Raw genomic sequence first — 22,548 nt, 5'->3', positions numbered from 1 at the left:
AAGGGTGAAGCCGCGTGGACCGATAGCATGCCTCCGGAGATCCATCCACAAGACCGTCGATCGAGGTCCGCGCCGTGAAGTTCTCATTCCGCCCCGTCGAGGGCGCCTTCTACGAACTCTTCACCAAGGCCGCGTCCAATCTGGTGAAGGGAACCGAGCTGCTCAACGAGCTCGCGCTGCCCGGAGTGGACGTCCAGTCGGTCGCCGACCGGCTGAGCGACGTGGAACACGACAGCGACTCGATCACCCACGAGCTGTACAAGAAGATCAACTCCACCTTCATCACGCCGTTCGACCGTGAGGACATCTACTCGCTCGGCTCCCAGCTGGACGATGTGATGGACCACCTGGAAGCGGCCGGCAACCTGCTCTACCTGTACGGGCTGACCGACCTGCCGTCGCTGCCGCGGGAGATGCACGAGCTGGTCACGGTGCTGGACCAGCAGGCGAAGATCACCGCTGAGGCGATGCCCCGGCTGCGCACGATGAAGAACCTCGAGGACTACTGGATCGAGATCAACCGCCTGGAGAACGACGGCGACCGCGCCTACCGGATGCTGCTGGTCCGGCTCTTCTCCGGGGAGTACGACGCCCTGACCGTCCTGAAGATGAAGGAGGTCGTCGACGAGCTGGAGGCGGCCTGTGACGCCTTCGAGCACGTGGCCAACACGGTCGAGACCATCGCGGTCAAGGAGTCCTAGGCCTTGGATGCCGAATTCATAGCCGTCGTGGCGGTGATCCTGGCCGCGATGGCGTTCGACTACACGAACGGCTTCCACGACGCCGCGAACGCCATCGCCACCAGCGTGAGCACCCGGGCGCTGACCCCACGGGCCGCGCTGGCGATGGCCGCGGTCGGCAACTTCGTCGGCGCCCACCTGGGCACCGAGGTGGCCAAGACGGTCGGTGACGGCCTGGTCGACCTGCCGGTCGGGGTGCCCAGCCTCGGCATCGTCTTCGCCGGCGTGCTCGGCGCCATCACCTGGAACCTGATCACCTGGTATTTCGGGTTGCCGTCGAGCTCGTCGCACGCGCTCTTCGGAGGCCTGGTCGGCGCCACCCTCTTCGCCACGGTCGGCGAGGTCCAATGGGACAACATCATCAACAAGGTGCTCATCCCGATGGTCGTGTCACCTGTGGTCGGGCTGATGCTCGGCTTCGTGATGATGGTCGCGATCATGTGGATCTTCCGGCGCGGCCACCCGGGCCGGCTGAACCGCGGGTTCCGCTGGGCACAGACCGGGTCGGCGGCGGCCATGTCGGTCGGGCACGGCATGCAGGACGCCGCGAAGACGATGGGCATCGTGGTGCTGGCCCTCTACACCGGCGGCATCCAGAGCGACCCCACGCACATCCCGGAGTGGGTGTACTGGACGTCGGCGACCGTACTGGCGGCGGGCACCTACGCGGGCGGCTGGCGGATCATCCGCACCCTGGGCCGCAAGATCATCGACCTGGGCCCGGCCGAGGGCTTCGCCGCCGAGACGGTCGCCAGCTCGGTGCTCTACTTCAACGCCCTGGTGCTGCACGCGCCGATCTCGACGACACACACGATCACCTCGGCGATCATGGGCGTGGGCGCGACGAAACGGCTGAGCGCGGTCCGCTGGAACGTGGCGGGCAACATCGTGATCGCGTGGATCACGACGTTCCCCGCCGCCGCGTTCTTCGCCTGCCTGATCTACTTCGTCGTGCGGCCGCTGTTCAACTGATCAGTACTCCACACCGATCCGGTCGCGCAGCGCGTCCAGCAGGGCCATCACCTCGAGCGTGGTGGCCTGCGAGACCATCGGGCTCTCCAGCTCACCGGCGAGCAGGCAGCGCTGCACCTCGGCCGCCTCGAACTGGTAACCGCTGCCCTCGAACGGGAACTCGAACGTCTCCGGGGCGTGGTCCGGACGGTTCAGCACGAACGAGCGCGGCACGAAGAACCCGACCGGCAGGTCGATCCGCCCGGCGGTGCCGGTGATCGAGGCCGCGTTCTTGCTGGCGCCGTTGATGCTGCAGGTCAGCGCGGCCACCGCACCCGCCTGGTAGCCCAGCAGAACCCCGGTGTTCTCGTCGACGCGCTCCGGCGTGAGATGCGCCCAGGCGTGCGCCGACGCCGGCGAGCCGAGAATCAGATGGGCCAGGTGGATCGGGTAGACGCCCAGGTCGAGCAGCGCCCCGCCGCCCAGCTTCGGGTCACGCAGCCGGTGCGTGGCCTCGAACGGGCCCTGCAGCCCGAAGTCGGCGTGGATGGCACTGACATCACCGATCGCACCCCCCGCGACCAGCTCGGCGATCTTGCGGATCGCCGGGTTGCACCGCATCCACATGGCCTCCATGAGAAACACCCCACGCGCCCGGGCCGCCTCGATCAGCAGGGCCGCGGAGGCCAGATCCACCGTGATCGGCTTCTCCACGAGCACCGCCTTGCCCGCCTCCACGCACATCATCGCGGCGTCCAGGTGAAAGGCGTGCGGTGTGGCCACGTACACCACGTCGACGCCGTCGTCGGCCGCCAGCTCCGCGTACGAGCCGTGCGCCCGGGCGAACCCGAACCGCTCGGCGAACGCCTCGGCGCCCGCGAGACTGCGCGAGCCGACGGCGGCTAGCTCGGCGCCCGCCACCAGGGGCAGGTCGGCCGCGAATGTGCTGGCGATCCCGCCGGGGCCCAGAATCCCCCAGCGCACCTTCTGTCCGGTCATACGAGTCCTTTCATAAACGATCCGGCCTTTCCCGCTGGACCAGAAAGCGGATCCCCGCCGCACCAGGCACCGAACAGACGTTCCAGCCTGTGTCGAGGCTGATTGCGGTGACACGGGGTTACCGGTACCGGTTCCATCCCACCCCGAACCAGGCTGACCTGCTGACCCGCACGTTCGGGTGTGTGCGGGTGGCCGCCGGGCTGGCGGTAACGGCCTGTCGAGCTGATGTGAGACCTCAACGGGGAACCACCTCCCGGGCTGGCGATCGGCGATGAAGCAGGAAACACTCTGGGGCGACCCAGTGGAATCCCGCCCTTCGGCGGAGAGAAGTCAAGATCGATACCGTATCGCCCGGAGCACCACCGGTGGCACGATCGACCGGTGACCGACTCGATGCCGCTTCCCCCCGCCATGTCCCAGCGCGCACGTGAGTTCACCGGCCCACCGGTCCCGGCCCGCCCGGCGGCCACCGTGGTCCTGCTCCGGCCGCACGCCGACACCTTCCAGGTCTACGTCCTGCGCCGTGCCTCGACCATGGTCTTCGGCGGCGTCTACGCCTTCCCCGGCGGGACCGTGGACCCCTCGGACCGCCCCGACACGATCCGCGACGACTGGCCGGAGCATCTCGGCCTGCCCGCCGAGGAGGCGCACGCGGTGGTCGGCGCCGCCGCCCGGGAGCTCTTCGAGGAGACCGGCATCCTGCTGGCCGGCCCGGTCGCCGAACCGGATCACACGGCCACCGCCACCGACGGCGTCGACTGGGAGAGCGACCGGGCCGCCGTCCAGCGCCGCGAACTCACCATGACCGAACTGCTCGCCCGGCGCGGCCTGCGCCTGCGCGACGACCTGCTGCTGCCCTGGGCCCGCTGGATCACCCCGGAGTTCGAGCCGAAACGGTTCGACACCTGGTTCTTCGTGGCCCTGCTCCCGGAGGCGCAGACCACCCGGGACGTCTCCGGCGAAGCCGACCGCACCGCCTGGATCACCATCGAGGACACGGCCGGCCTGCCGATGCTGCCGCCCACCCGGCGCACCCTCGACCAACTGGGCGCCTGCCGGACCATCCCGGACGTCGTCGCCGCCTCCGCCCACCGCGACGCGGCCACACCCCTCAACCCCCGGGTCGAGATCAAGGACGGCCAGGTCACCCTGCACATCCCGTCCTGATCCGCCCGCTCAGATCAAACCCGTTTCCGGTACGCGGTGGGCCGCTCCCACGGAATCGGGCCCGTTCCGCCCGCTCCACGCGATCAGCTGCCCACTCACGCCCGCGACGCGCCCGCCGGGCTGAGGTCGGTGGTCCAGCTGGTGCTGGGGGCTGCCTCAGTGCCTTCGAGACGTCTCTGACCCTGCTGACCAATTCGCCCGCCCCGCCCGCCTGCACGCCCGCCGGGCGGGCGGGGCGCACAGCGCTCCGACGGTGCGCCCGAGCCCCGCTGTGACACTCGTGAGCAACCACGCAGGGCCCCGCGTGCGTGCCGAATCGCTCGGCCCCCTCTGCCCGCCGGGCGGGCGCCCCCAGCGCACCGACGGCACGCCCCTGCCGCCCCGCCGCCCTGTCGCCCTGCCGCCCTGTCGCCCTGTCGCCCCGGCGTCCTGCCGCCCCGGTGCCCTGCCACCCCGGCGTCCTGCCGCCCCGGCGTCCTGGCGTCCGGTGGGCGGAGGGCCGGTGTGCAGGGCGATGTGTGTTCGGAGAACACGACACCCGTGGTGGGTGTGATGACACCCGTTGCGGGTGTCACGTCTGCCGAACACCGATGGCCCGTGATCCGTGTCCCGTCTCCCCGGACGGGGATTCGTTCCTGCGTGCGCGGCCAGCCGGGGAACGTGGCGGTGGTTGCGTGTGACGGCCGGCCGATGCCACACGCTGGAGTCCACGGGACGGCGTCACCGCCGGTGGCCGGAGGGCCGGCGTGCCGGGTGATGTGTGCTCGGAGAACACGACACCCCTAGTGGGTGTGACGACACCCGTTGCAGGTGTCACGTCTGCCGAACACCGATAGCCCGTGATCCGCGTCCCGCCTCCCCGGACGAAGACTCGTTCCTGCGTGCGGGGCCAGCCGGGGAACGTGGCGGTGATGGCGTGTGACGGCCGGCCGATGCCACACGCTGAAGTCCACGGGGGCAGCGTCAGCGGCGGTCGCCGGGGAGTCATCGTGGCTGGCCGGGTCGTTTCGCCGGTCTTGCTCAGGGACGAGCGCACCGTTCACGCAATGCCGTCCACATCCGCAACCGCCGCAGCGGACGAGTCTTCACCGGTCACCGGTCACCGACGCGGTCACCGACACGGTCACGGTCGCCGTCGCCGTCGCCGGTCATCGAATCCCAGATCCACGTCCCGGTTTCCGCTACCTCGCACCCGCGTCGTGAGGCCTGGCGAAGCGGGGCCGGACCGGACATGCGCTGGTAGCGAGCCTTCATTGATAAGCCAGCAGGGTCAGCCCTGACATAGATGGCAAAAACGCTCGCCCTCGCCCCGCCCGGTGCCGGTCAGGTGGGCACGCCCAGCGCACCGATCGTGTGCCCGGACCACCGCTGTGACACCCGTGAACGACCACGCAGAGCCCTACGTGCGCGCTGGCCGGCACGGGCGGGGCGGGAAGGCACGGAGAACAATTGGCCATCAGCATCGTCTCTGGGGGCCGGCCGTCGGGCCGCGGAGCGGCCCTCGTGGCAGGTCAGCCCGGCGGGCGCGGCACAGGCCCGGCCCGGCAGGTGATCGCGTGGAGCAGGCGGGACGGTCCCGATTCGGCGGGAGCGGCCCGCCGCGTACCGGAAAAGGGAAACACCGGCCCGGCACCAAGGCCGAACCGGTGTTCCTGTCCCCCCCAGCATGTCCTGGCACGCGGGGTGCGTGTTCTTAACCGAAGCGGCCGGTGATGTAGTCCTCGGTCTTCTTCTGAGAGGGGTTGCTGAAGATCTTCTGGGTGTCGTCGTACTCGATCAGGCGGCCCGGGTCGCCGGTCTTGTCGATCGAGAAGAAGCCGGTCTTGTCGCTGACCCGGGCGGCCTGCTGCATGTTGTGCGTGACGATGATGATCGTGAAGCGGTCCTTCAGCTTGAACATCAGGTCCTCGATCGCCAGCGTCGAGATCGGGTCGAGCGCGGAACACGGCTCGTCCATCAGCACGACCTGCGGCTCGACCGCGATGGTGCGGGCGATGCAGAGGCGCTGCTGCTGGCCGCCGGAGAGGCCGGCGCCGGGCCGGTCGAGGCGGTCCTTGACCTCGTCCCACAGGTTCGCCGAGCGCAGCGACTTCTCGGCGGCCTCGTCGAGCAGCGCCTTCTTCTTGACGCCGTTGAGTTTGAGGCCGGCGACCGCGTTCTCGTAGATCGACATGGTGGGGAACGGGTTGGGCCGCTGGAAGACCATGCCGATCATGCGACGGACGGCGGTGACGTCCACGTCCGGGTCGTAGATGTTCTGGTCGTCGATGGTCAGGCGGCCTTCGATGCGGGCGCCGGGCAGCACCTCGTGCATGCGGTTGACGGACCGCAGGAACGTGGACTTGCCGCAGCCGGACGGGCCGATCAGGGCGGTGATCGTCTTCGGCTCGACCGTCATCGAGACGCTGTCGATGGCCTTGAACGAGCCGTAGTAGGAGGAGACGTTGCTCGCCTCGATGCGCTTTGCCATGGCGGGGTACACCTTCTTTACCGGGACAGTTTGTTGCGTCGGGCGAGCAACTTGGCGGCGATGGTCAGGACCAGGACCAGCGCGACCAGGGTCAGGGCGGCGGTCCAGGCCCGGGCCGGCGCGTACAGGGAGGCGTCTCCGGCCTGCTGGTAGACGAAGAGCGAGAGGGACTGCTGGTTGCCGCCGAACGGGTCGAAGTTGATCGCCGCGGCGCCGCCGGCGACCAGCAGCACCGGGGCGGTCTCCCCGGCCGCGCGGGCGACGGCGAGCATCACGCCGGTGACGATGCCGGGCAGGGCGGTCGGCAGGACGACCTTGAGGATCGTCTTCCACTGCGGGACGCCGAGAGCGTACGAGCCCTCGCGGAGCGGGCCGGGCACCAGGCGCAGCATCTCCTCGGTGGAGCGGACGATCGTCGGCAGCATCAGTACGGCCAGCGCCAGTGAGGCGGCGAAGCCGGAGAACCGCGGCTGCCCGTTGTTGAACCACGGGCTGACGATCAGCACCCAGAACGAGAGGATGAACAGGCCGGCCACGATCGACGGGATGCCGGTCATCACGTCGACGAAGAAGCGGACCGTGCCGGCGAACTTGCCTCGGCCGTACTCGACGAGGTAGATGGCGCCGAGCACGCCGAGCGGCACGGCCATCAGGGTGGCGATGCCGACCTGCTCCAGGGTGCCGATGATGGCGTGGTAGGCGCCGCCGTCCGGGTCTCGGGCGCCGATGTTGTTCATCGAGGTGCCGAAGAAGTTCGCGTCGAGGCGTTCGGCGCCCTTGGAGACGAGCGTCCACACCACCGAGGCGAGCGGCAGGATCGCCAGGATGCAGGCGGAGTAGATGAGCGCCTGCATGCTGCGGTTCTTGGCGGCCCGTTTACCCTCCACCCGGCTGGCGGCGAGGTAGAGGCCGGTCAGGTAGAGCGCGGGACCGACCGCGGCGACCAGCACCCAGTTGCCGATCCCGGTGCCGAGCACGATCACGGCGGCGACCGCGAACGCGGCCACCGCGACGAGCACGTTGGTGAGGATCGGGAGCTTGCGGCTGCGGATGTTGTCCGGCGTCATGACGACGCCCGGAACCTGACGTTCGAGAAGGCTCATGACGACACTCCGGTGGGCCCGTCGATTCGTACGCTTCGCTCACTCATGCGGCACTGTCCCGGAACTCGCGACGGCGGTAGATGATCGCCCGCGCCGTCATGTTGACCACCAGCGTGATCACGAAGAGCACCAGGCCGGAGGCGATCAGGGCGCCGCGGCCGGTCTCGTTGGCCTCACCGAAGGCGTTCGCGATGTTGGCGGCGATCGAGTTGCCGCCGTTCTCGATCAGGTTGAAGTTGATTTTGAAGGCGATGCTGAGGGTCAGCGCGAGGGCGATGGTCTCGCCGAGCGCGCGGCCGAGGCCGAGCATCACGGCGGCGATCACACCGGGCTTGCCGTACGGCAGGACCGCGGTCCGGATCATCTCCCAGCGGGTGGCGCCGAGGGCCAGGGCGGCCTCCTCGTTCATTCCCGGGGTCTGCTGGAAGACCTCGCGGGAGAGCGACGTGACGATCGGCAGCACCATGATCGCCAGCACCAGGCCGCCGAGCATGATGGACTGCCCGAACGGGCCCTCACCGCCGAAGAGCGGGATCCAGCCGAAGTACTCGTTGAGCCAGATCGAGAACTCGCGGACCGGTTCCTGGAAGACGTCCCGGCCCCAGAGACCGAAGACGACACTGGGCACCGCCGCGAGCAGGTCGATCACGAAGCCCAGTGGGGTCGCCAGACGCCGGGGAGCGTAGTGCGACAGGAAGAGCGCGATGCCCAGCGCGATCGGCACCGCCACGATCAGCGCGATGATCGAGCTGAGGACGGTTCCGAAGGCCAGCGCGGCGATACCGAAGACGGGTTCCGTGTCGTTCGGGAACCACTTCAGCTCGGTCAGGAAGTTCGCGTTGTTGGCCTGGAGTGCCGGAACCGCTTTGGAGATCAGGAAGACGGCGATGGCGACGATGATGACCAGCACCATCGCACCGGCGGCCGTGGAGAGGCCGCGGAAGCCCGTCTCGACTGAGAACCGGGACTTCTTGGGCAGTGCGCCACCGCCACCGAGCGGGGGCTCGTTGAAGTTGCTCGGGGAAGTGCCGTAGCCGGCGCCCTGGGCGTGACTCGAGGTCACGCCCAGGTCGCCGGCGGTGGCGTTCACCGAGCGGGAAGGGTAGTCACCCATCTGCGCGCTCGCTGTCGTCTAGGAGGGATTGACGGATGGGTCAGGCGATCTTCGCGACCGAGTCCGCGACCTTGCTGCGGAGCGTCTCGGGCAGCGGGGCGTAGCCGAGACCCTCGAGCGCCTTCTGGCCGTCGGCGCTGGAGGTGTACTTCAGGAAGGCCTGGACCTCCTTGGCCTTCGGGCTGCCCTTGCTGCAGGCGATCTCGTAGGTCACCAGCACGATCGGGTACGCGCCCGGGGTGGTGGTGGCGTAGTCGAGGCTGAGGGCCAGGTCGCCGTCGGTGCCCTTGATCTCGGCGTTCTCGAAGGTCTTGCCGGCGCTCTCACCGGACAGCTCGGCGTACTCACCGGCACCGTTCTTGATCTTCGCGGTCTGCAGGCCGCTGTTCTCGGCGTAGGACATCTCGACGTAGGAGATGGTGTTCGCGGTGCCCTTGACCTTGGTGGCGATGCCGTCGGACTTCGAGACGCCGGTGCCGCCCGGGGCCTTCCACGCCTTCGCGTTGCCGAAGGTCCAGTCGGCTTCGGCGGACTTGCTGAGGTACTTGGTGAAGTTGTCGGTGGTGCCCGACTCGTCAGCGCGGTGCACCGACTCGATCTTGGCGTCCGGCAGTTTGGCGGAGGTGTTCTCCGCCGCGATCGCCGGGTCGTTCCACTTGGTGATCGAACCGGAGAAGATCTTCGCGATGGTGGGGGCCGACAGCTGCAGGCCGTCGACGCCCTCGAGGTTGTAGACGACGGCGATCGGGCCGATCACCATCGGCAGGTTGAGCGCCTTGCCACCGACGCACTTGGCGTCGGCCTGCGGCTGCTCCTCCTCCTTGAGGGCCGAGTCGGAACCGGCGAAGTCGGCCGTGCCGGCGATGAAGGCCTCGATGCCCGCACCGGAGCCGGTGCCCTGGTAGTCGACCTTCGAGTCCGCGCACTTGGTCTGGTAGGCCTTGATCCACTCGTCCATGGCGTTCTTCTGGGCGGTGGAGCCCGACGCCGTCAGGCTGCCGCTGACGCAGTCGCCCGGCGCCGCGGACGAGGTGCTGCCGGCCGGCTCGTTGTCGGAGCCGCATCCGGTGAGCGCGATCGTCGCAGTCAAAGCAATGCCGGCCACGAAACCGGACCGCTGGAGCTTCACGGTAGTCCCTTCGGAGTTCTGCAGCCGGTCTCTCACCGGCTCACACCGAAAAGCTAGGAAGGCGAAGTGACCGGTTCACCGGCCGCAAATGAACTGGGAGTGAACACGTAAGTCCCAGAAGGTAGCCATCCCACTAGGGGCAGTTGTCCGTTAAGTGAACTGCGCTCCTGCTACCCGAAATGTCGGTTATATGCGGTCAGTCGTGACCTGAGCGAGACAACCGCTTGTCCCGGCCGTTATCGGCGGTAATTGACGTCGGTCTTGTAGACCTCGAACCCGAGACGCCGGTACAGCTTCACGGCGGCCGTGTTCGACTCGTCGACATACAGACTCGAGACCGTCAGACCGGCCCCGGCGAGATGCCGCAGACCCGCCACACTCAGCGCGGCGCCCAGACCGCGCCGGTGCCCGGACGGATCGACACCGAGCACATAGATCTCACCGACGGCCGGCTCGTCACCGGAGGCCGGATGCACCTTGGTCCAGTGGAAGCCGAGCACCGTCCCGGTGATGTCCACCGCGAGCAGGAAGCCGGCCGGATCGAACCACGGCTCGTCCTCCCGCGTCAGCAGGTCCGGCAGGGTCCACCGGCCCTGCTCCGGGTGGTGGGCGAAAGCCTTCGCATTCACCTCGAGCCACGCCTGCTCGTCGGAGCCGGGACGGAAACCCCGGACGGTCACACCCTCCGGCAGCGGGATGTCCGGCAGCGGCTCCAACAGCGAGCGGCGCATCTGCCACAGCACCCGGGCGCGCTCGAAACCGTTTCGCGACGCGAAGGCGGCCGCCCCCGGATCGTCGCCGTGCGCCCAGAACCGCAACGGACCCGGCCCGGCCGCGGCCAGCAGCCCGGTCCCGACACCGGCGCGCCGGAAGCCGGGGTGGACGATCAGCTCGCCGGAGGAACCCTCCACGAAGGCGTAGCCGGCCAGCCGGTCACCGGCGTAGGCCAACAGGTGCCGTCCCTGACCGGAGACGTCGCCGCGGACCCGCAGCACGACATCCTCGGAGAGCGGGTAGACGCCGTCGAGATGCCCGGCGGCCGCGGCCAGGGCCAGCACGTCGTCCACCTCGGACGGCGACAGCCGGTCCGTGACACGGACCGGCTGTCGTGACGTCATGAGAAGGAACTCTAGATCAGACCGGGAGCGAGACGGGCTCGTTGTCCGGCAGCTGACGGCCGGACGGCGGGACCACGAACTTGTAGCCCACCTGGCGGACGGTGCCGATCATCGACTCGTACTCCGAGCCGAGCTTGGCACGCAGGCGCCGGACGTGGACGTCGACCGTCCGGGTGCCGCCGAAGTAGTCGTAGCCCCACACCTCGCGCAGCAGCTGGTCGCGGGTGAACACCCGGCCCGGGTGCTGGGCGAGGAACTTCAGCAGCTCGAACTCCTTGTACGTGAGGTCGAGCGGACGGCCCTTGAGTTTCGCGGCGTAGGTGTCCGGGTCGATGTTGAGCTCGCCCGCGCGGATCGAGCCACCGGCCCCGGCGGTCGCGTTGTTGAGACGGCCGACCGCCAGACGCAGCCGCGCCTCGACCTCGGCCGGACCGGCGCTGGCCAGGATCACGTCGTCGACACCCCAGTCGGCGTTCAGCGCGATCAGGCCGGCCTCGGTGACGACCGCGACCAGCGGGACACCGATGCCGGTGGCGTGCAGCATCCGGCAGGTGGCGCGCGCCTCCGAGAGCTCGGAACGGGCGTCCACCAGGACGGCGTCGGGACTCGGCCCGGAAACCAGCGTGCGCACATCGCGGGGGGCGGTGCGAACCGAGTGGGGCAGAAGGTCCAGAGCGGGCAGTACAGCAGAAGGCTCACCGGCACGTGCCGTGACCAGCAGAAGGATCTCCACACTCACCTCCGTCCTCGCGGCATCAGGCCGCTCGGGTGACCCGGTCTGCGCAGCGCTGACGGCTTCGCCACCGGAGATTGGGGCCCGGCGTCACCGACGGGTGGGTTGCGGTTACCTTAACCGATGTATCCGCCCCGACACCCGGGTCGCGCTCGCAAGTGATGTAGCGAACGCCGCGAAGGTGGCCGAACGGCCGATTCTTAACCGGCCTTTTACCCGAGGATTGCCGTGCCCGGCGATTGGGTCCACGGTCGCGGGTCTGGCACGATCGCAGTCGTGTTCCCCTCCATGCCGAACGACGACCCCTGGGACGCCGAGGCCTCCCAGCAGGTCGCCCGGATGAACCCAGGCCGCCCCAAGGCCGGGTTCTACGGCGCCGTCCCCGAAGACGACGACGACCGGCCGTCCTCCGAGGACGAGGAGTTCGAGGAGATCCCCATCGTCCCGGTCCGGCCGAAGCTGTCGGCCGCGATCGGCGGGTTCGCCGCGCTGCTCGCCGTCGCACTGATCATCGGTGCGCACGCGACAGGTCCGGGCGCCCGCGTCTCGTACGCGGTGGTGCTCTTCGGGGTGCAACTGCTGGGCCTGCTCGCCTGGACCATGGCCCTGCACCCGCCGGCGGCGGGCGCCACCGCCGCGATCGTCGCGGTGACCGCGCTGGCCGCCGACTATCTGGCGGTGACCGGCGAGGGCAAGCTGCCGCCGCTGCTCTGGGTGGCCCTCGGCGGGTTCGTGGCGGCGCTGGTGGCACAGGTGATCCGGGCCTCGGACCGGCAACGGGCCAAGGACACGTGGCGCACCACGCTGCTGATCGTCAGCGGCGCCGCGGCGTACGCGATCTTGATCCTGCTGGTCCGTGTGCCGCTCGGCACGCAGGTCATCCTGGTCTGCTGCACCGGCGCCGGGGTGGCGCTGCTGACCGCCCGGCTCACCGACGCGGTGTTCCCGAAACCACGGATCGCGCTGCAGGTGCCGCGCGGCGCGACCGGCATCGTGCTGGGCGCGATGCTCGGCACGCTGGCCTCCTCGCTGCTCGGCAGCTACCTGGTCCTGCCGTTCACGCCGACCAAGGGCGCGGTGCTGGGGCTGGTCGCCGCGGTGGCCGCGCACCTGATCGACCTGGCCGTCAACTTCGGCGAGGCGGGGCGCCGGCTGGCCGGGGAGGCGCCGACCTTCTGGCTGGCACGGCACATGCAGGGCCCGCTCGGCGGTTTCGCGCTCACCGCCTTCGCGGCGTACACGCTGCTGCACCTCTATCTCACCTGACACACCGGTTTCGGTGAACCATGGACCCGGGCATGTACGTTCCCCAGGGTGTCGAGCCGGGAGGAACAGTGACCGAGGCACAGGTACCGGGACGTCCGCGCCGTCGTCGTGGGCGTGCCCTGATGTTCGTCGTCCTGACCCTGCTGCTGCTCCTGCTCGCCGGCGTGGTGGTGATCGACCGGATCGGCGCGTCGTACGCCGAGGGCGTCCTCGCCGACAAGGTGTCCCAGCAGGTCGCCGACCAGGGCGCCACCAGCGGCACCCCGGAGGTGGCGATCGCCGGCGTCCCGTTCCTGACCCAGGTGCTGTCCGGCGACTATCAGCAGATCCGCATCCTGCTGCCCGATTTCGCGGCGCCGACCGGCACCGACGTCACGGTGCGGATGGACGCGCTGGACATCAAGGCCACGGACGTGAGCGCCCCGCTGAACGCCCTGCGTGACGGCACCGGCGAGGTGACGGCGAAGTCGGTCACCGGGACCGGCACCATCGACTACGACCTGCTCGCCGAGGCCGCCGGCCAGCAGGGCCTGACGCTGACCGCGAAGGACGGCAAGGTGGTCGGCACCGCGCAGGTGAAGATCTCCGGCCTGCAGACCGTCGAACTGGCCGGCACCGCCGACCTCTCCGTCGTCAAGGGCGACGTCCGGGTGCGTTTCTCCGACGTGACGGCCAAGGACGTGCGGGCGAACCCGTTCGTTCAGGGCCAGATCGATTCGTACGTGAAGCGGATGACGTTCACCGTCGACGTCCCGGACCTGCCGATGAATCTTCAGCTTCAGGAGCTGACGCCGCTTCCCGAGGGACTGCGGGTCACCTTCGGCGCCAGCGATGTGGCGCTCGCCGCGGCGGGGGCGTGACGAGTCGCGCCTTCCCGGATGGTGGTCGGTGCTGTTCCGCTGAGTGGGCCCGCTGGTAGGGTCGAATGTCATGAGCCTGTTGCTCACGAAAAGGCGCGCGGTCGACCTGTGCCGCGTGGCCGCGTGCCTGTGTCGCCCTGTCAACTGACGGGGCCACTCGGTGCTGAGCACCCTTCTCTGACAGCCCAGGGCACTATCTAGCCCGGCAGTGGCGCCGTCGCACAGCAGCCCGTGATCCCAACCAACCATGGGTCCGCGCGGAGTGCGACTGAACAGGACACTTCCGTGCGCTGACTCACCCATCACCCACCATCAGGGAGTGAACCGATGAGTCGCGACACCGCACTCGTCTCGGCCGCATGGGCCGAGGAGAACCTGGAGACCCCGGGGCTCGTCTTCGTCGAGGTCGACGAGGACACCACCGCCTACGACGGCGGCCACATCCCCGGTGCGATCAAGCTGGACTGGAAGAAGGACCTGCAGGACCCGGTTCGGCGTGATTTCGTCAACCAGGAGCAGTTCGCCGCTCTGCTCTCCGAGCGCGGCATCAGCAACGACGACACCGTGATCCTGTACGGCGGGAACAACAACTGGTTCGCGGCGTACGCGTACTGGTACTTCAAGCTGTACGGCCACGAGGCGGTCAAGCTGCTCGACGGCGGCCGCAAGAAGTGGGAACTCGACGCCCGCGTCTACACCAAGGACGTGCCGGTCCGCGCGAAGACCGCCTACACCGCCCAGGCCCCGAACCTGGCGATCCGCGCGTTCCGTGACGAGGTCGTCCAGGCCATCGGCGTGAAGAACCTGGTCGACGTGCGCAGCCCCGACGAGTACGCGGGCCGCCTGCTCGCCCCGGCGCACCTGCCGCAGGAGCAGTCGCAGCGGGCCGGCCACATCCCGACCGCGATCAGCGTGCCGTGGAGCAAGGCCGCCAACGAGGACGGCACCTTCAAGTCCGACGCGGAGCTCGCCAAGATCTACGGCGAGGCCGGTCTGGACGGCAGCAAGGACACCATCGCCTACTGCCGCATCGGCGAACGCTCCTCGCACACCTGGTTCGTGCTCAAGGAGCTGCTCGGCCAGGAGAACGTGAAGAACTACGACGGTTCCTGGACCGAGTACGGCTCCCTCATCGGGGTGCCGATCGCCCTCGGCGACGAACCCGGAAAGGCCTGATCATGACTGTGCCCACCGCCGCGAACACCGCGGCCAACCTCCCGGCCGGTTGTGCCGCACCGGACCAGTCCGCGCCCTTCCCCAGCAGCGTGGACCTGGCCAAGGAGACGGTGATCACCGGCACCGTGCGCAACGCGGACGGCGAGGTCGTCGGCGGGGCGTATGTCCGGCTGCTCGACTCCTCCGGCGAGTTCACCGCCGAGGTCGTCTCCTCGCCCGAGGGTGTCTTCCGGTTCTTCGCGGCGCCCGGTTCCTGGACCGTGAAGGCGCTCAGCCGGCACGGCAACGGTGAACTGGCCGTCGACGCCGCCCTCGGCATCAACGAGATCGCGGTGAACGTGGCCGCGGCCTGACCCACGCTCTGTCCCGCATTTCCGTGTTGATTTCGGGCGCGTACCGCGCCCGAAACCCACACACAGCATGGTGTGTGAGTTTCGGGCGCGTACCGCACCCGAAATCGACACGCAGCCCGGTGTGTGAGTTTCGGGTGCGTACCGCACCCGAAACCCACACGCTCATGTTCCGCCGGTGGTGACCACCTCGGCGTGCGGCGGAACCTCCGGTCGCCGCCGGGACAGCCGCCGGACACCGGTGTTGAGCACCGCGATCAGCGGCACCGCCACCAGCGCCCCGATGATGCCGGCCAGCACCACACCACAGGCGATCCCGATGATCACCGCGAGCGGGTGCACCGACACCGCCCGGCCCATGATCAGCGGCTGGAGTACGTGCCCCTCGATCTGCTGCACCAGGATCACCGCGCCCAGGGTGATCAGGGCGACCACCCAGCCCTCGTCGACCAGCGCCACCAGCACCGCGACCGCGCCGGACACACTGGCCCCGACGATCGGGATGAACGCGCCCAGGAAGACCAGCGCGGCCAGCGGGAAGGCGAACTCCACCTCCAGCGCCACCAGCGCCATGCCGATGCCGACCGCGTCGATGAAGGCGACCAGCACGGTGGCCCGCACGTACGCACCCAGCGTCGCCCACGAGGCGTCCCCGGCGTCGGCCAGAGACCAGCGCGCGTTCACCGGGAACAACCGGACGATGAACCGCCAGATCGACCGCCCGTCCCGCAGGAAGAAGAACGTCGCGAAGATCACCAGCAGCAGGCCGGTGACCAGCTCGGCGATGGTCGCCACGGTGGCGATGCCGGTGGAGGTCAGCGACGTCGTGTTCGAGTTGATCCACTCCTGGCCGGCGTCGATGGCCTGATCCACCTGCTCGTCGGACAGGTGCAGCGGCCCGGTCCGCGCCCACTGCTGAATCTGCCGGACACCGGCGCTCGCGTTCTCGGTCAGTTTCGGCACCCCGGCGATGAACTGGTTCACCACCAGCGTCAGCGTGCCGGCGACCGCCGCGATGCCGGTCACCATCACCAGGAAGGTGGCCAGCGACCGGGGCAGGCGCAGCCGCAACAGCCAGCCCACCGCCGGGCCGAACAGCGCCGACAGCAGCAGCGCGATGGCCAGCGGAATCATCACGATGCTGACCATGCCGATCAGCTTGAGCAGCGCCCAGCCGATCACGCCGACCACGATCAGGCGCCAGCTCCACGCCGCCGCGATGCGCAGCGAATGCGGCACGTCCGCGTCGTCCTTGCTGGCCGTCGAGTGGTGCACGATCTCCGGCTCGGGTGGCGGCGGCATGAACTCGTCGTACCGGTCGGTCTCCTGCTCGGGCTCCTCGGACCGGGCCGACCGCACCGAGTCACGGCCGGAGTCGTAGGCCTTCTTCAGGTTGTCCCGGACCCGTTGGAAACGGTTCAACCGCTTGCCCCCCTCGACTCTTGAATGCGCGGTAATCACGCTAGTACCCGGTGGCCCGTATCGCTCCACCCGGCGACGAGGAGAAACCACGGCGGCGTACCGTCTGCAAGCGTGAGTGCCGACACCGCCCGTACCGAGACCGGATTGCCGATCCGGATGCTGCACGACCGCGTCCTCGTCCGCCAGGACGGTGGGGAGGGCGAGCGGCGGTCCACCGCCGGCATCGTCATCCCGGCCACCGCCTCGATGGGCCGGCGCCTGTCCTGGGCGACAGCGGTCGGTGTCGGGCCCAACGTCCGGTCCATCGTGGTCGGCGACCGCGTTCTCTTCGACCCGGACGACCGCTCCGAGGTCGAACTGCACGGCAAGGAGTACGTGCTGCTCCGGGAACGGGACGTGCACGCGGTGGCGGCCACCCGGGTCGAGCCCGACGGGACCGGCCTCTACCTCTGAGCCGGCGGCAGCGGGGCGAACGGCGGCGGCGGGCTCGCGTGGTAACCCAGCCGCACCGGCACCGGCATGACCGGTTCCGGCGGCGGCGCGACGGTCCGCACCACCCCGTCCGGGAAGGTGATCCGGTAATACCGGCCGTCCCACCACGACGGCGGCGTCTGCGGGTCCCGGCCGGCGAAGACCGACCGGTAGCCGGTGATCGCGGTCAGCAGCTCGCGCTCCTCCACTCCCAACCGATGTAGATCGTGCGGCGTCCGCGGCAGCCCACGCTGCAACCCGTCGCGCAGCAGCGCCAGCCGGGTCGCCGCGAACTGGAAGTCCCGCATCGCGCGGCGCCCCATCGGGCCGGCCACCCGGTTCGCCCACTCCCGGGCGGCGTGCCGCCGCCCGAGCGTGCCCAGGGCGGCCACCTCGGACGGGGCGAACCAGCCGGCGGCCGCGTAGTCGTACAGCACCCGCTCGGCGAGGCGGCCCTCCCAACTGCGCAGCGCGATGGCGAAGCCGACCACCAGGAAGAAGAACGGCACCATGAAGCCGAGGTAGCCGTACAGCATGATCAGGGTCTCGCCGGTGGCGCCGGCCAGCGTCGGCAGCAGGTTGAAGATGCCGTGCAGGATCATCGCGAGCAGCAGGCCGGCGATCGGGGCGAGCCGCCGCACCGTCCGGTCGCCGGAGCGGGCCGCGATGCCCAGCCCGATCCCGGCCATCGAGGTGAACAGCGGATGGGCGAAGCCGGTGAACAGGATCCGGACGATGAAGATCAAGAACACGTTCTGCAGGCCGGTGGCCGGGCCGTAGTCCGCGGCGCCCTGCGCGTAGCCGTGCCCGCCGAGGTACAGCACGTTCTCCACCATGGCGAAGCCGAGCGCGGAGAGGCCGCAGTAGACGATGCCGTCGGTGATGCCGGACCACTCGCCGCGGCGCCGCCAGAACAGCAGCAGCGGGCCCAGCACCTTCATCGACTCCTCGATGAAGGGGGCCACCAGCACCGCGACCAGCGCGTCCGGCAGGCCGACCCGCTCGAAGAGCCAGGCCGCGCCGGTGTTCACACCCAGTGCCACCGCGGTCGCCACGGCGGCGCCCCAGGCGAAGCAGTAGACCAGGTATTTCGCCGGCTCCGGCTCATAGCGGTCCAGCCAGACGAAACTGCTGGCCAGCAGCGGAACCGGCAGGATCGCCGCGGTCAGGCCGACGATCAGGCCGGTGACGCCGATGTTGTAGCCCAGGAAGACCAGCATGAACACGGCCGCGCTCGCGATCAGCGCGATCACCAGGACGACCGGCAGCCAGCGCCGCCATCCGGCCGGCCGGCCGGGCACCGGCGCGGTCGCCGCCTCGGTCACTTCGGGGTACGGCGGAACCTCAGCCGTCTCGGGAGCGGGATCGTCGGCCATGCCCGCCAGCGTAGTCACCGGGCGGTTCGGCGGCGTGCCCCGTGCGGCCGCCCTCGCCAGCCGATGGCGGCCCGGACCTGACGGGTCGCCTCCGCGTACTCCACCCCGGTGGCGCGCAGCAGGTCGGCCACCGCGGTCCGGGTCTGCGCCACCACCACGCCGCCGGAGTAGCCGACCCCCTCCGCGTAGGCGCGGCCCGACTCGGCGACCGCCTGCAGCGCGCGTGCCCGGGCGGCGACCGGCTCGGCGCCCCGGGCCCACTCCTGCCGGAGCAGCTCCACGGCGTCGCCCAGGTGGCGGACCGAGACGGGCAGCATCTCGGGGACCGGCTCCCGGTCGTTCAGCGCGGTGTGCGCCCGCCGCAGCAGCACCCGGACGTTACGCAGCGAATAGGTCAGTTGTGGGGCTCCCTCGACGTACTGGGCCAGGGCGCCACGGGACCGCCATCGGGCCGGCGCGAACGCCACGTTCTCCCCGGCCGCCTCGATCGCCGCCTGGAACGCCGCGAAGGTGCCCTCAGCGGCCCGCAGCCGCTCCAGCGCGGCCTGGAGCACCTCCGGGTCACCGGCGGCCAGCCCGCGAGCCGCGTCGTGCAGGCCGCCGGTGAAGGCACGCAGCGCCGGATCGGCGGCCCGGCGGACCACCGTCAGCGGGTTCAGCGGCAGCAGCACGGTCATCACCACGAGCGCCACCCCACCGCCGACCAGAGCGTCCAGGAACCGGGTCCAGGGCTGTCCGGTGGTCGTGGTCAGGGTGGCGACCAGCACCGCCGACGAGGCGGACTGCACGATCAACGGAGCGCCGCCGCCGACCGCGGTCGCCAGCAGCACGGCCAGCAGCACGATCAGGCCGATCTGCACCGGGCCGTTGCCGATCAGCAGGATGATGCCGTCGCCGAGACCGATGCCGGCGGCCACCCCGATCACCAGTTCCGTGGTCCGTCGCAGGCGCTGGCCCACCGACGAGCCGAGGGCGATCACCGCGGCGATCGGGGCGAGGAACGGCACCGGGCGGCCGAACAGGTCGTGTGCCACGTACCAGGCCAGGCCGGCGGCGAGGCCGGCCTGCACGGCGAGCATCAACCCGGCCCTGCCCCGGGTGAGGAACACGCCGATCATGACACCAACCTAACGCCACCTTCGAGAGGGGCGGAGGCGAGACGGGCGCCGGATGTCAGGATGCGGAGGTGACCTCACTGCCTGACGCTTTCCGGTCCGCCGCCCGCGGCGCCGGCGCCACCGCGGACGACGCGGACCTGGACGCCGCCGCGAGCTACCTGGTCGGCCGCTGGACCGAGCCGCAGCGCCACTATCACGACGTGACCCACCTCGCCGCGGTGCTGGAGGTGGTCGACCGGTTCGCCCACCTCGCGCCCAACCCCGACCGGGTACGCCTGGCCGCCTGGCTGCACGACGCGGTGTACGACCCGCGCGCTCTGGGCGACGCCAACGAGCGGGACAGCGCCGAGTTCGCCGAGGGACTGCTGACCAGCCTGGGCGCCCCGCCCGAGGTGGCCGCCGAGGTGGCCCGCCTGGTGGGCCTGACCGCCGGGCACGCGACCGGGGAGGACGACCCGGACGGCGAGCTGCTCTGCGACGCCGACCTGGCGATCCTGGCCGCCGACACGGACCGTTACGCCCGCTACACCAGCGCGATCCGCCGCGAGTACGCCCACGTCCCCGACGACGCCTTCCGGGCCGGGCGCTCGCAGGTGCTCACCGAGCTGCTGCGGCCGCCGTCCGTCTTCCGGCACGCCGAGATCCGCGCCGAGTGGGAGGACCGCGCCCAGGCCAACCTCAAGGCCGAACTGGAAGAGCTTTCCTAGATTCTTCCGGTACGCGGAACATCGCCCCTTTCAATCAGGACCGTCCCGTCCGTGCGACGCCCGCTCACCTGGTGGTCCGGCCTCTGCCGCGCCCGCCGGGCTGAGATCGGTGGGCCCGGCCGTCGAGCTCAGCCCGGCGGTCGCGGCAGAGGCCGGACCGGGCGACCGGCGCGCGCCGCACGGACGGGACGACCCGGTTCGCCGGGGGCGGTCTCACGCGTACCCCAGAGGTGTTTGGGTCGGCGCAGTCCCGCCGCGCGGAGCCGGACGGCCAGCTCGCGAGACGGCAGGAGGGTGGCGCCCAGCCAGAGCGCGCTGTGGAACCGGAACTCGGGGATGTCGTAGTGGTCCCGGTCGAAGGCCCGCCGCGGCGTGCCCAGCATCTCGGCGAACACGTGCAGTTCGTCGTAGGAGACGTCGCTGACCAGGTGCGACCAGAGGCAGCCGCGGCCCGGCCAGAGCGGTTCGTCGACGAGGATCAAAGGTCGATGTCGAGCAGGGGCTCGCGCCGGTCGGCGGCCAGCCCGCGGACGTCCGGCGCGCCCATCCGGGCCGCGTCGGCGGTCTCGTCGTCCGGTTTGGTCTGCGACTGCCGCTCGGCGGTGACCTGGGCCAGGTAGTGCTCGATCTCCTTGCGCCGGACGGTGGCGTCCCAGCCGAGCGCCTCACCCATGATCTCGGCGGCGTGCCCGGCCGACTCGGCGCCGCGGTGCGAGGTCTCGAACGAGATCCGGGTACGCCGGGTGAGCACGTCGTCGAGGTGCAGGGCGCCTTCGGCGAGGGCCGCGTACGCCACCTCGGCCGCCAGGTACTCCGGTGCCCCGCGGAGCGGCGCGGCCAGCTCCGGCCGCGCGGACATCATCGCCAGCAGGTGGACGGTGAGCGTCCCGTACCGCTCCAGGAGATGCTCGATCACCCCGGCGGTGACGCCGTGCCGCCGGGCGGTGTCGTGCCGGTCGCGCCAGGCGGCGGCGTAGCCGTCCGCGCCGAGCAGCGGAAGCTCGGCGGTCCGTGACGGCCGGGCCGGGCCGCCGAGCCGGCGCACCGCGCGGTCGACGACGTCGGCCGCCATCACCCGGTACGTCGTGTACTTGCCCCCGGCGACCAGCAGCAGCCCCAGCATCGGCTCGACCACGGCGTGCTCGCGGGACAGTTTCGAGGTGGAGTCGGCCTCGCCGGAGAGCAGCGGCCGCAGCCCGGCGTAGACGCCTTCGATGTCGTCGGTGGTGAGCGGCCGGTCGAGCACGGTGTTGACCTGGTCGAGCAGGTAGCGGATGTCGCGGGCGGAGGCGGCCGGGTGGGCCCGGTCGAGCTGCCAGTCGGTGTCGGTGGTGCCGATGATCCAGTGGCCGCCCCACGGCAGCACGAACAGCACCGACGTGGCGGTCCGCAGGATCAGGCCGGCCTCGCCGGTGATCGCCGAGCGGGGCACCACGAGGTGGACCCCTTTGGAGGCGCGGACGCGCAGCCCCGGCCGGACGCCCACGTCGGTGAGCATCCGCGACATGTCGTCGCTCCACACGCCGGTGGCGGCGACCACCGTGCGGGCCCGGACCTCGAACTCCTCCGAGCCGGGGGCCTCCAGGTCCCGCACCTTCACCCCGACCACCTGGCGGGCCTCGCGCACGAAGCCGGTGACCCGGGCGCTGGTCACCACGGCCGCGCCCAGGCTGGCCGCGGTGCGCGCCAGGTTGACCACCAGGCGGGCGTCGTCGACCTGGCCGTCGTAGTAGCGGATCGCCCCGGCGATCCGGTCGGCCCGCAGACTGGGGAAGAGGTGCCGGGTGCCGTCGCGGGTGAGGTGCCGGTGCAGCGGCATGCCCCGCCCGGTGCCGAAGATCCCGGCGAAGACGTCGTACGCCGCCACGCCGAGCCCGTAGTAGCCGCGCTGCCAGGCCCGTTTGGGCAGGCCGGCGCTGGGCAGCGGGACCAGGATCGGAACCGGGCGCACCAGGTGCGGCGCGAGCCGGGTGGCCAGCAGGCCGCGCTCGGTCAGCGCCTCGTGGACCAGATGCAGCTCCAGCTGCTCCAGGTAGCGCAGGCCGCCGTGGATGAGCTTGCTGGATCGGCTGGACGTGCCGGAGGCCAGGTCACGCGCCTCGACCAGGGCGACCTTGAGTCCGCGGGAGGCGGCGTCGACGGCGGCCCCGGCCCCGGTGGCCCCGCCACCGATCACCAGGACGTCGAACTGCTCGTCGCGCAGCCGGCGCAGGTCGGCGGCACGCCGGATCGGGGAGAGCCGGCCGGCCGAGTAGCGAGAAACGGAGGGATCACGCAC

The 22,548-nt window shown here is 70.4% G+C and carries 23 protein-coding genes; 11 read left to right on the top strand and 12 right to left on the bottom strand.

Annotation, left to right across the window (positions count from 1 at the left end):
* Positions 1 to 74: 74 nt before the first annotated feature.
* Both AB0I88_RS08275 and AB0I88_RS08270 read left to right on the top strand, forming a co-directional pair.
* On the top strand, positions 75 to 701 hold the full coding sequence (locus AB0I88_RS08275) for a DUF47 family protein (protein WP_361020103.1): 627 nt from the start codon (positions 75 to 77) through the stop codon (positions 699 to 701).
* Between the two features lie 3 nt (positions 702 to 704).
* Positions 705 to 1,712 carry an inorganic phosphate transporter gene (locus AB0I88_RS08270; protein ID WP_361020101.1) on the top strand — a complete coding sequence of 336 codons (1,008 nt, stop codon included), beginning with the start codon at positions 705 to 707 and terminating at the stop codon, positions 1,710 to 1,712.
* Here AB0I88_RS08270 and AB0I88_RS08265 read toward each other — a convergent pair whose 3' ends face one another.
* A complete protein-coding gene (locus tag AB0I88_RS08265; RefSeq protein WP_361020099.1) occupies positions 1,713 to 2,690 on the bottom strand; it encodes a Gfo/Idh/MocA family oxidoreductase in 978 nt (325 codons plus the stop codon). It abuts the gene before it with no gap.
* Here AB0I88_RS08265 and AB0I88_RS08260 point away from each other — a divergent pair.
* Complete coding sequence (locus AB0I88_RS08260; protein WP_361020096.1) at positions 2,633 to 2,965, top strand: helix-turn-helix domain-containing protein; 333 nt, start codon at positions 2,633 to 2,635, stop codon at positions 2,963 to 2,965. The genes AB0I88_RS08265 and AB0I88_RS08260 overlap by 58 nt on opposite strands.
* A 118-nt stretch (positions 2,966 to 3,083) precedes the next feature.
* Entirely contained in the window at positions 3,084 to 3,857 is a 774-nt protein-coding gene (locus AB0I88_RS08255) for an NUDIX domain-containing protein (RefSeq protein ID WP_361020314.1), read from the top strand.
* A 1,693-nt stretch (positions 3,858 to 5,550) separates the two neighbouring features.
* On the opposite strand, the gene pstB is transcribed toward AB0I88_RS08255, so the two are convergent.
* The 6 genes from pstB to AB0I88_RS08225 all read right to left on the bottom strand — a co-directional run bounded on the left by pstB (position 5,551) and on the right by AB0I88_RS08225 (position 11,524).
* Complete coding sequence (pstB, locus tag AB0I88_RS08250; protein ID WP_361020094.1) at positions 5,551 to 6,327, bottom strand: phosphate ABC transporter ATP-binding protein PstB; 777 nt, start codon at positions 6,325 to 6,327, stop codon at positions 5,551 to 5,553.
* A 17-nt stretch (positions 6,328 to 6,344) separates the two neighbouring features.
* Positions 6,345 to 7,430 (bottom strand): phosphate ABC transporter permease PstA, encoded by a 1,086-nt coding sequence (pstA, locus tag AB0I88_RS08245; protein ID WP_361020092.1) that lies wholly within the window; start codon positions 7,428 to 7,430, stop codon positions 6,345 to 6,347.
* A 43-nt stretch (positions 7,431 to 7,473) separates the two neighbouring features.
* Positions 7,474 to 8,544 carry a phosphate ABC transporter permease subunit PstC gene (pstC, locus tag AB0I88_RS08240; protein ID WP_361020090.1) on the bottom strand — a complete coding sequence of 357 codons (1,071 nt, stop codon included), beginning with the start codon at positions 8,542 to 8,544 and terminating at the stop codon, positions 7,474 to 7,476.
* A gap of 40 nt (positions 8,545 to 8,584) precedes the next feature.
* A complete protein-coding gene (pstS, locus tag AB0I88_RS08235; protein ID WP_361020088.1) occupies positions 8,585 to 9,673 on the bottom strand; it encodes a phosphate ABC transporter substrate-binding protein PstS in 1,089 nt (362 codons plus the stop codon).
* Positions 9,674 to 9,909: 236 nt separating this feature from the next.
* Positions 9,910 to 10,791, bottom strand: a complete 882-nt coding sequence (gene mshD / locus AB0I88_RS08230) for a mycothiol synthase (protein ID WP_361020086.1) — start codon at positions 10,789 to 10,791, stop codon at positions 9,910 to 9,912.
* A gap of 16 nt (positions 10,792 to 10,807) precedes the next feature.
* Positions 10,808 to 11,524 carry a response regulator transcription factor gene (locus AB0I88_RS08225; protein WP_109595296.1) on the bottom strand — a complete coding sequence of 239 codons (717 nt, stop codon included), beginning with the start codon at positions 11,522 to 11,524 and terminating at the stop codon, positions 10,808 to 10,810.
* A gap of 276 nt (positions 11,525 to 11,800) precedes the next feature.
* Here AB0I88_RS08225 and AB0I88_RS08220 point away from each other — a divergent pair, with 276 nt between their 5' ends.
* The 5 genes from AB0I88_RS08220 (at position 11,801) to AB0I88_RS08200 (ending at position 15,179) form a co-directional block, all read left to right on the top strand.
* Positions 11,801 to 12,790 carry a hypothetical protein gene (locus tag AB0I88_RS08220; RefSeq protein WP_361020084.1) on the top strand — a complete coding sequence of 330 codons (990 nt, stop codon included), beginning with the start codon at positions 11,801 to 11,803 and terminating at the stop codon, positions 12,788 to 12,790.
* 68 nt (positions 12,791 to 12,858) lie between these two features.
* Complete coding sequence (locus AB0I88_RS08215; RefSeq protein ID WP_361020082.1) at positions 12,859 to 13,650, top strand: DUF2993 domain-containing protein; 792 nt, start codon at positions 12,859 to 12,861, stop codon at positions 13,648 to 13,650.
* 70 nt (positions 13,651 to 13,720) lie between these two features.
* Entirely contained in the window at positions 13,721 to 13,798 is a 78-nt protein-coding gene (locus AB0I88_RS08210; protein ID WP_316248150.1) for an Ms5788A family Cys-rich leader peptide, read from the top strand.
* 179 nt (positions 13,799 to 13,977) lie between these two features.
* A complete protein-coding gene (locus AB0I88_RS08205; RefSeq protein ID WP_361020080.1) occupies positions 13,978 to 14,826 on the top strand; it encodes a sulfurtransferase in 849 nt (282 codons plus the stop codon).
* A gap of 2 nt (positions 14,827 to 14,828) precedes the next feature.
* Positions 14,829 to 15,179: a DUF1416 domain-containing protein gene (locus AB0I88_RS08200; RefSeq protein ID WP_361020078.1), complete on the top strand. Its 351-nt coding sequence runs from the start codon at positions 14,829 to 14,831 to the stop codon at positions 15,177 to 15,179.
* A gap of 162 nt (positions 15,180 to 15,341) precedes the next feature.
* On the opposite strand, the gene AB0I88_RS08195 is transcribed toward AB0I88_RS08200, so the two are convergent.
* Positions 15,342 to 16,637 (bottom strand): AI-2E family transporter, encoded by a 1,296-nt coding sequence (locus AB0I88_RS08195; RefSeq protein ID WP_361020076.1) that lies wholly within the window; start codon positions 16,635 to 16,637, stop codon positions 15,342 to 15,344.
* A gap of 117 nt (positions 16,638 to 16,754) precedes the next feature.
* Here AB0I88_RS08195 and AB0I88_RS08190 point away from each other — a divergent pair, with 117 nt between their 5' ends.
* Positions 16,755 to 17,051, top strand: coding sequence for a co-chaperone GroES (locus tag AB0I88_RS08190; protein ID WP_361020312.1), 297 nt, complete (start codon positions 16,755 to 16,757; stop codon positions 17,049 to 17,051).
* Here AB0I88_RS08190 and AB0I88_RS08185 read toward each other — a convergent pair.
* Together AB0I88_RS08185 and AB0I88_RS08180 are read right to left on the bottom strand one after the other, a co-directional pair.
* Positions 17,042 to 18,445, bottom strand: a complete 1,404-nt coding sequence (locus AB0I88_RS08185) for a PrsW family intramembrane metalloprotease (RefSeq protein ID WP_361020074.1) — start codon at positions 18,443 to 18,445, stop codon at positions 17,042 to 17,044. The two genes, AB0I88_RS08190 and AB0I88_RS08185, sit on opposite strands and share 10 nt — an antisense overlap.
* 14 nt (positions 18,446 to 18,459) lie before the next feature.
* Positions 18,460 to 19,563, bottom strand: a complete 1,104-nt coding sequence (locus AB0I88_RS08180; protein WP_361020072.1) for an FUSC family protein — start codon at positions 19,561 to 19,563, stop codon at positions 18,460 to 18,462.
* 68 nt (positions 19,564 to 19,631) lie between these two features.
* Here AB0I88_RS08180 and AB0I88_RS08175 point away from each other — a divergent pair, with 68 nt between their 5' ends.
* Entirely contained in the window at positions 19,632 to 20,270 is a 639-nt protein-coding gene (locus AB0I88_RS08175; protein WP_361020070.1) for a metal-dependent phosphohydrolase, read from the top strand.
* A gap of 128 nt (positions 20,271 to 20,398) precedes the next feature.
* Here AB0I88_RS08175 and AB0I88_RS08170 read toward each other — a convergent pair whose 3' ends face one another.
* Both AB0I88_RS08170 and AB0I88_RS08165 read right to left on the bottom strand, forming a co-directional pair.
* A complete protein-coding gene (locus tag AB0I88_RS08170) occupies positions 20,399 to 20,752 on the bottom strand; it encodes a DUF4031 domain-containing protein (RefSeq protein WP_361020068.1) in 354 nt (117 codons plus the stop codon).
* Positions 20,749 to 22,548 (bottom strand): glycerol-3-phosphate dehydrogenase/oxidase, encoded by a 1,800-nt coding sequence (locus AB0I88_RS08165; RefSeq protein ID WP_361020066.1) that lies wholly within the window; start codon positions 22,546 to 22,548, stop codon positions 20,749 to 20,751. Before AB0I88_RS08165 ends, AB0I88_RS08170 begins: the two co-directional genes overlap by 4 nt.

This window comes from Actinoplanes sp. NPDC049802 (genome assembly GCF_040656595.1).
Lineage (GTDB): Bacteria > Actinomycetota > Actinomycetes > Mycobacteriales > Micromonosporaceae > Actinoplanes.
This window is presented reverse-complemented; position numbering and strand designations above follow the sequence as displayed.

Coding starts and splice junctions, on each gene's coding strand:
- AB0I88_RS08205 (WP_361020080.1), top strand. CDS start 13,978: ATGAGTCGCGACACCGCACTCGTCTCGGCCGCATGGGCCGAGGAGAAC.
- AB0I88_RS08190 (WP_361020312.1), top strand. CDS start 16,755: ATGCTGCACGACCGCGTCCTCGTCCGCCAGGACGGTGGGGAGGGCGAG.
- AB0I88_RS08255 (WP_361020314.1), top strand. CDS start 3,084: ATGCCGCTTCCCCCCGCCATGTCCCAGCGCGCACGTGAGTTCACCGGC.
- pstB (WP_361020094.1), bottom strand. CDS start 6,327: ATGGCAAAGCGCATCGAGGCGAGCAACGTCTCCTCCTACTACGGCTCG.
- AB0I88_RS08265 (WP_361020099.1), bottom strand. CDS start 2,690: ATGACCGGACAGAAGGTGCGCTGGGGGATTCTGGGCCCCGGCGGGATC.
- pstC (WP_361020090.1), bottom strand. CDS start 8,544: ATGGGTGACTACCCTTCCCGCTCGGTGAACGCCACCGCCGGCGACCTG.
- AB0I88_RS08185 (WP_361020074.1), bottom strand. CDS start 18,445: ATGGCCGACGATCCCGCTCCCGAGACGGCTGAGGTTCCGCCGTACCCC.
- AB0I88_RS08210 (WP_316248150.1), top strand. CDS start 13,721: ATGAGCCTGTTGCTCACGAAAAGGCGCGCGGTCGACCTGTGCCGCGTG.
- mshD (WP_361020086.1), bottom strand. CDS start 10,791: ATGACGTCACGACAGCCGGTCCGTGTCACGGACCGGCTGTCGCCGTCC.
- AB0I88_RS08180 (WP_361020072.1), bottom strand. CDS start 19,563: ATGATCGGCGTGTTCCTCACCCGGGGCAGGGCCGGGTTGATGCTCGCC.
- AB0I88_RS08260 (WP_361020096.1), top strand. CDS start 2,633: ATGTGCTGGCGATCCCGCCGGGGCCCAGAATCCCCCAGCGCACCTTCT.
- pstA (WP_361020092.1), bottom strand. CDS start 7,430: ATGAGCCTTCTCGAACGTCAGGTTCCGGGCGTCGTCATGACGCCGGAC.
- AB0I88_RS08200 (WP_361020078.1), top strand. CDS start 14,829: ATGACTGTGCCCACCGCCGCGAACACCGCGGCCAACCTCCCGGCCGGT.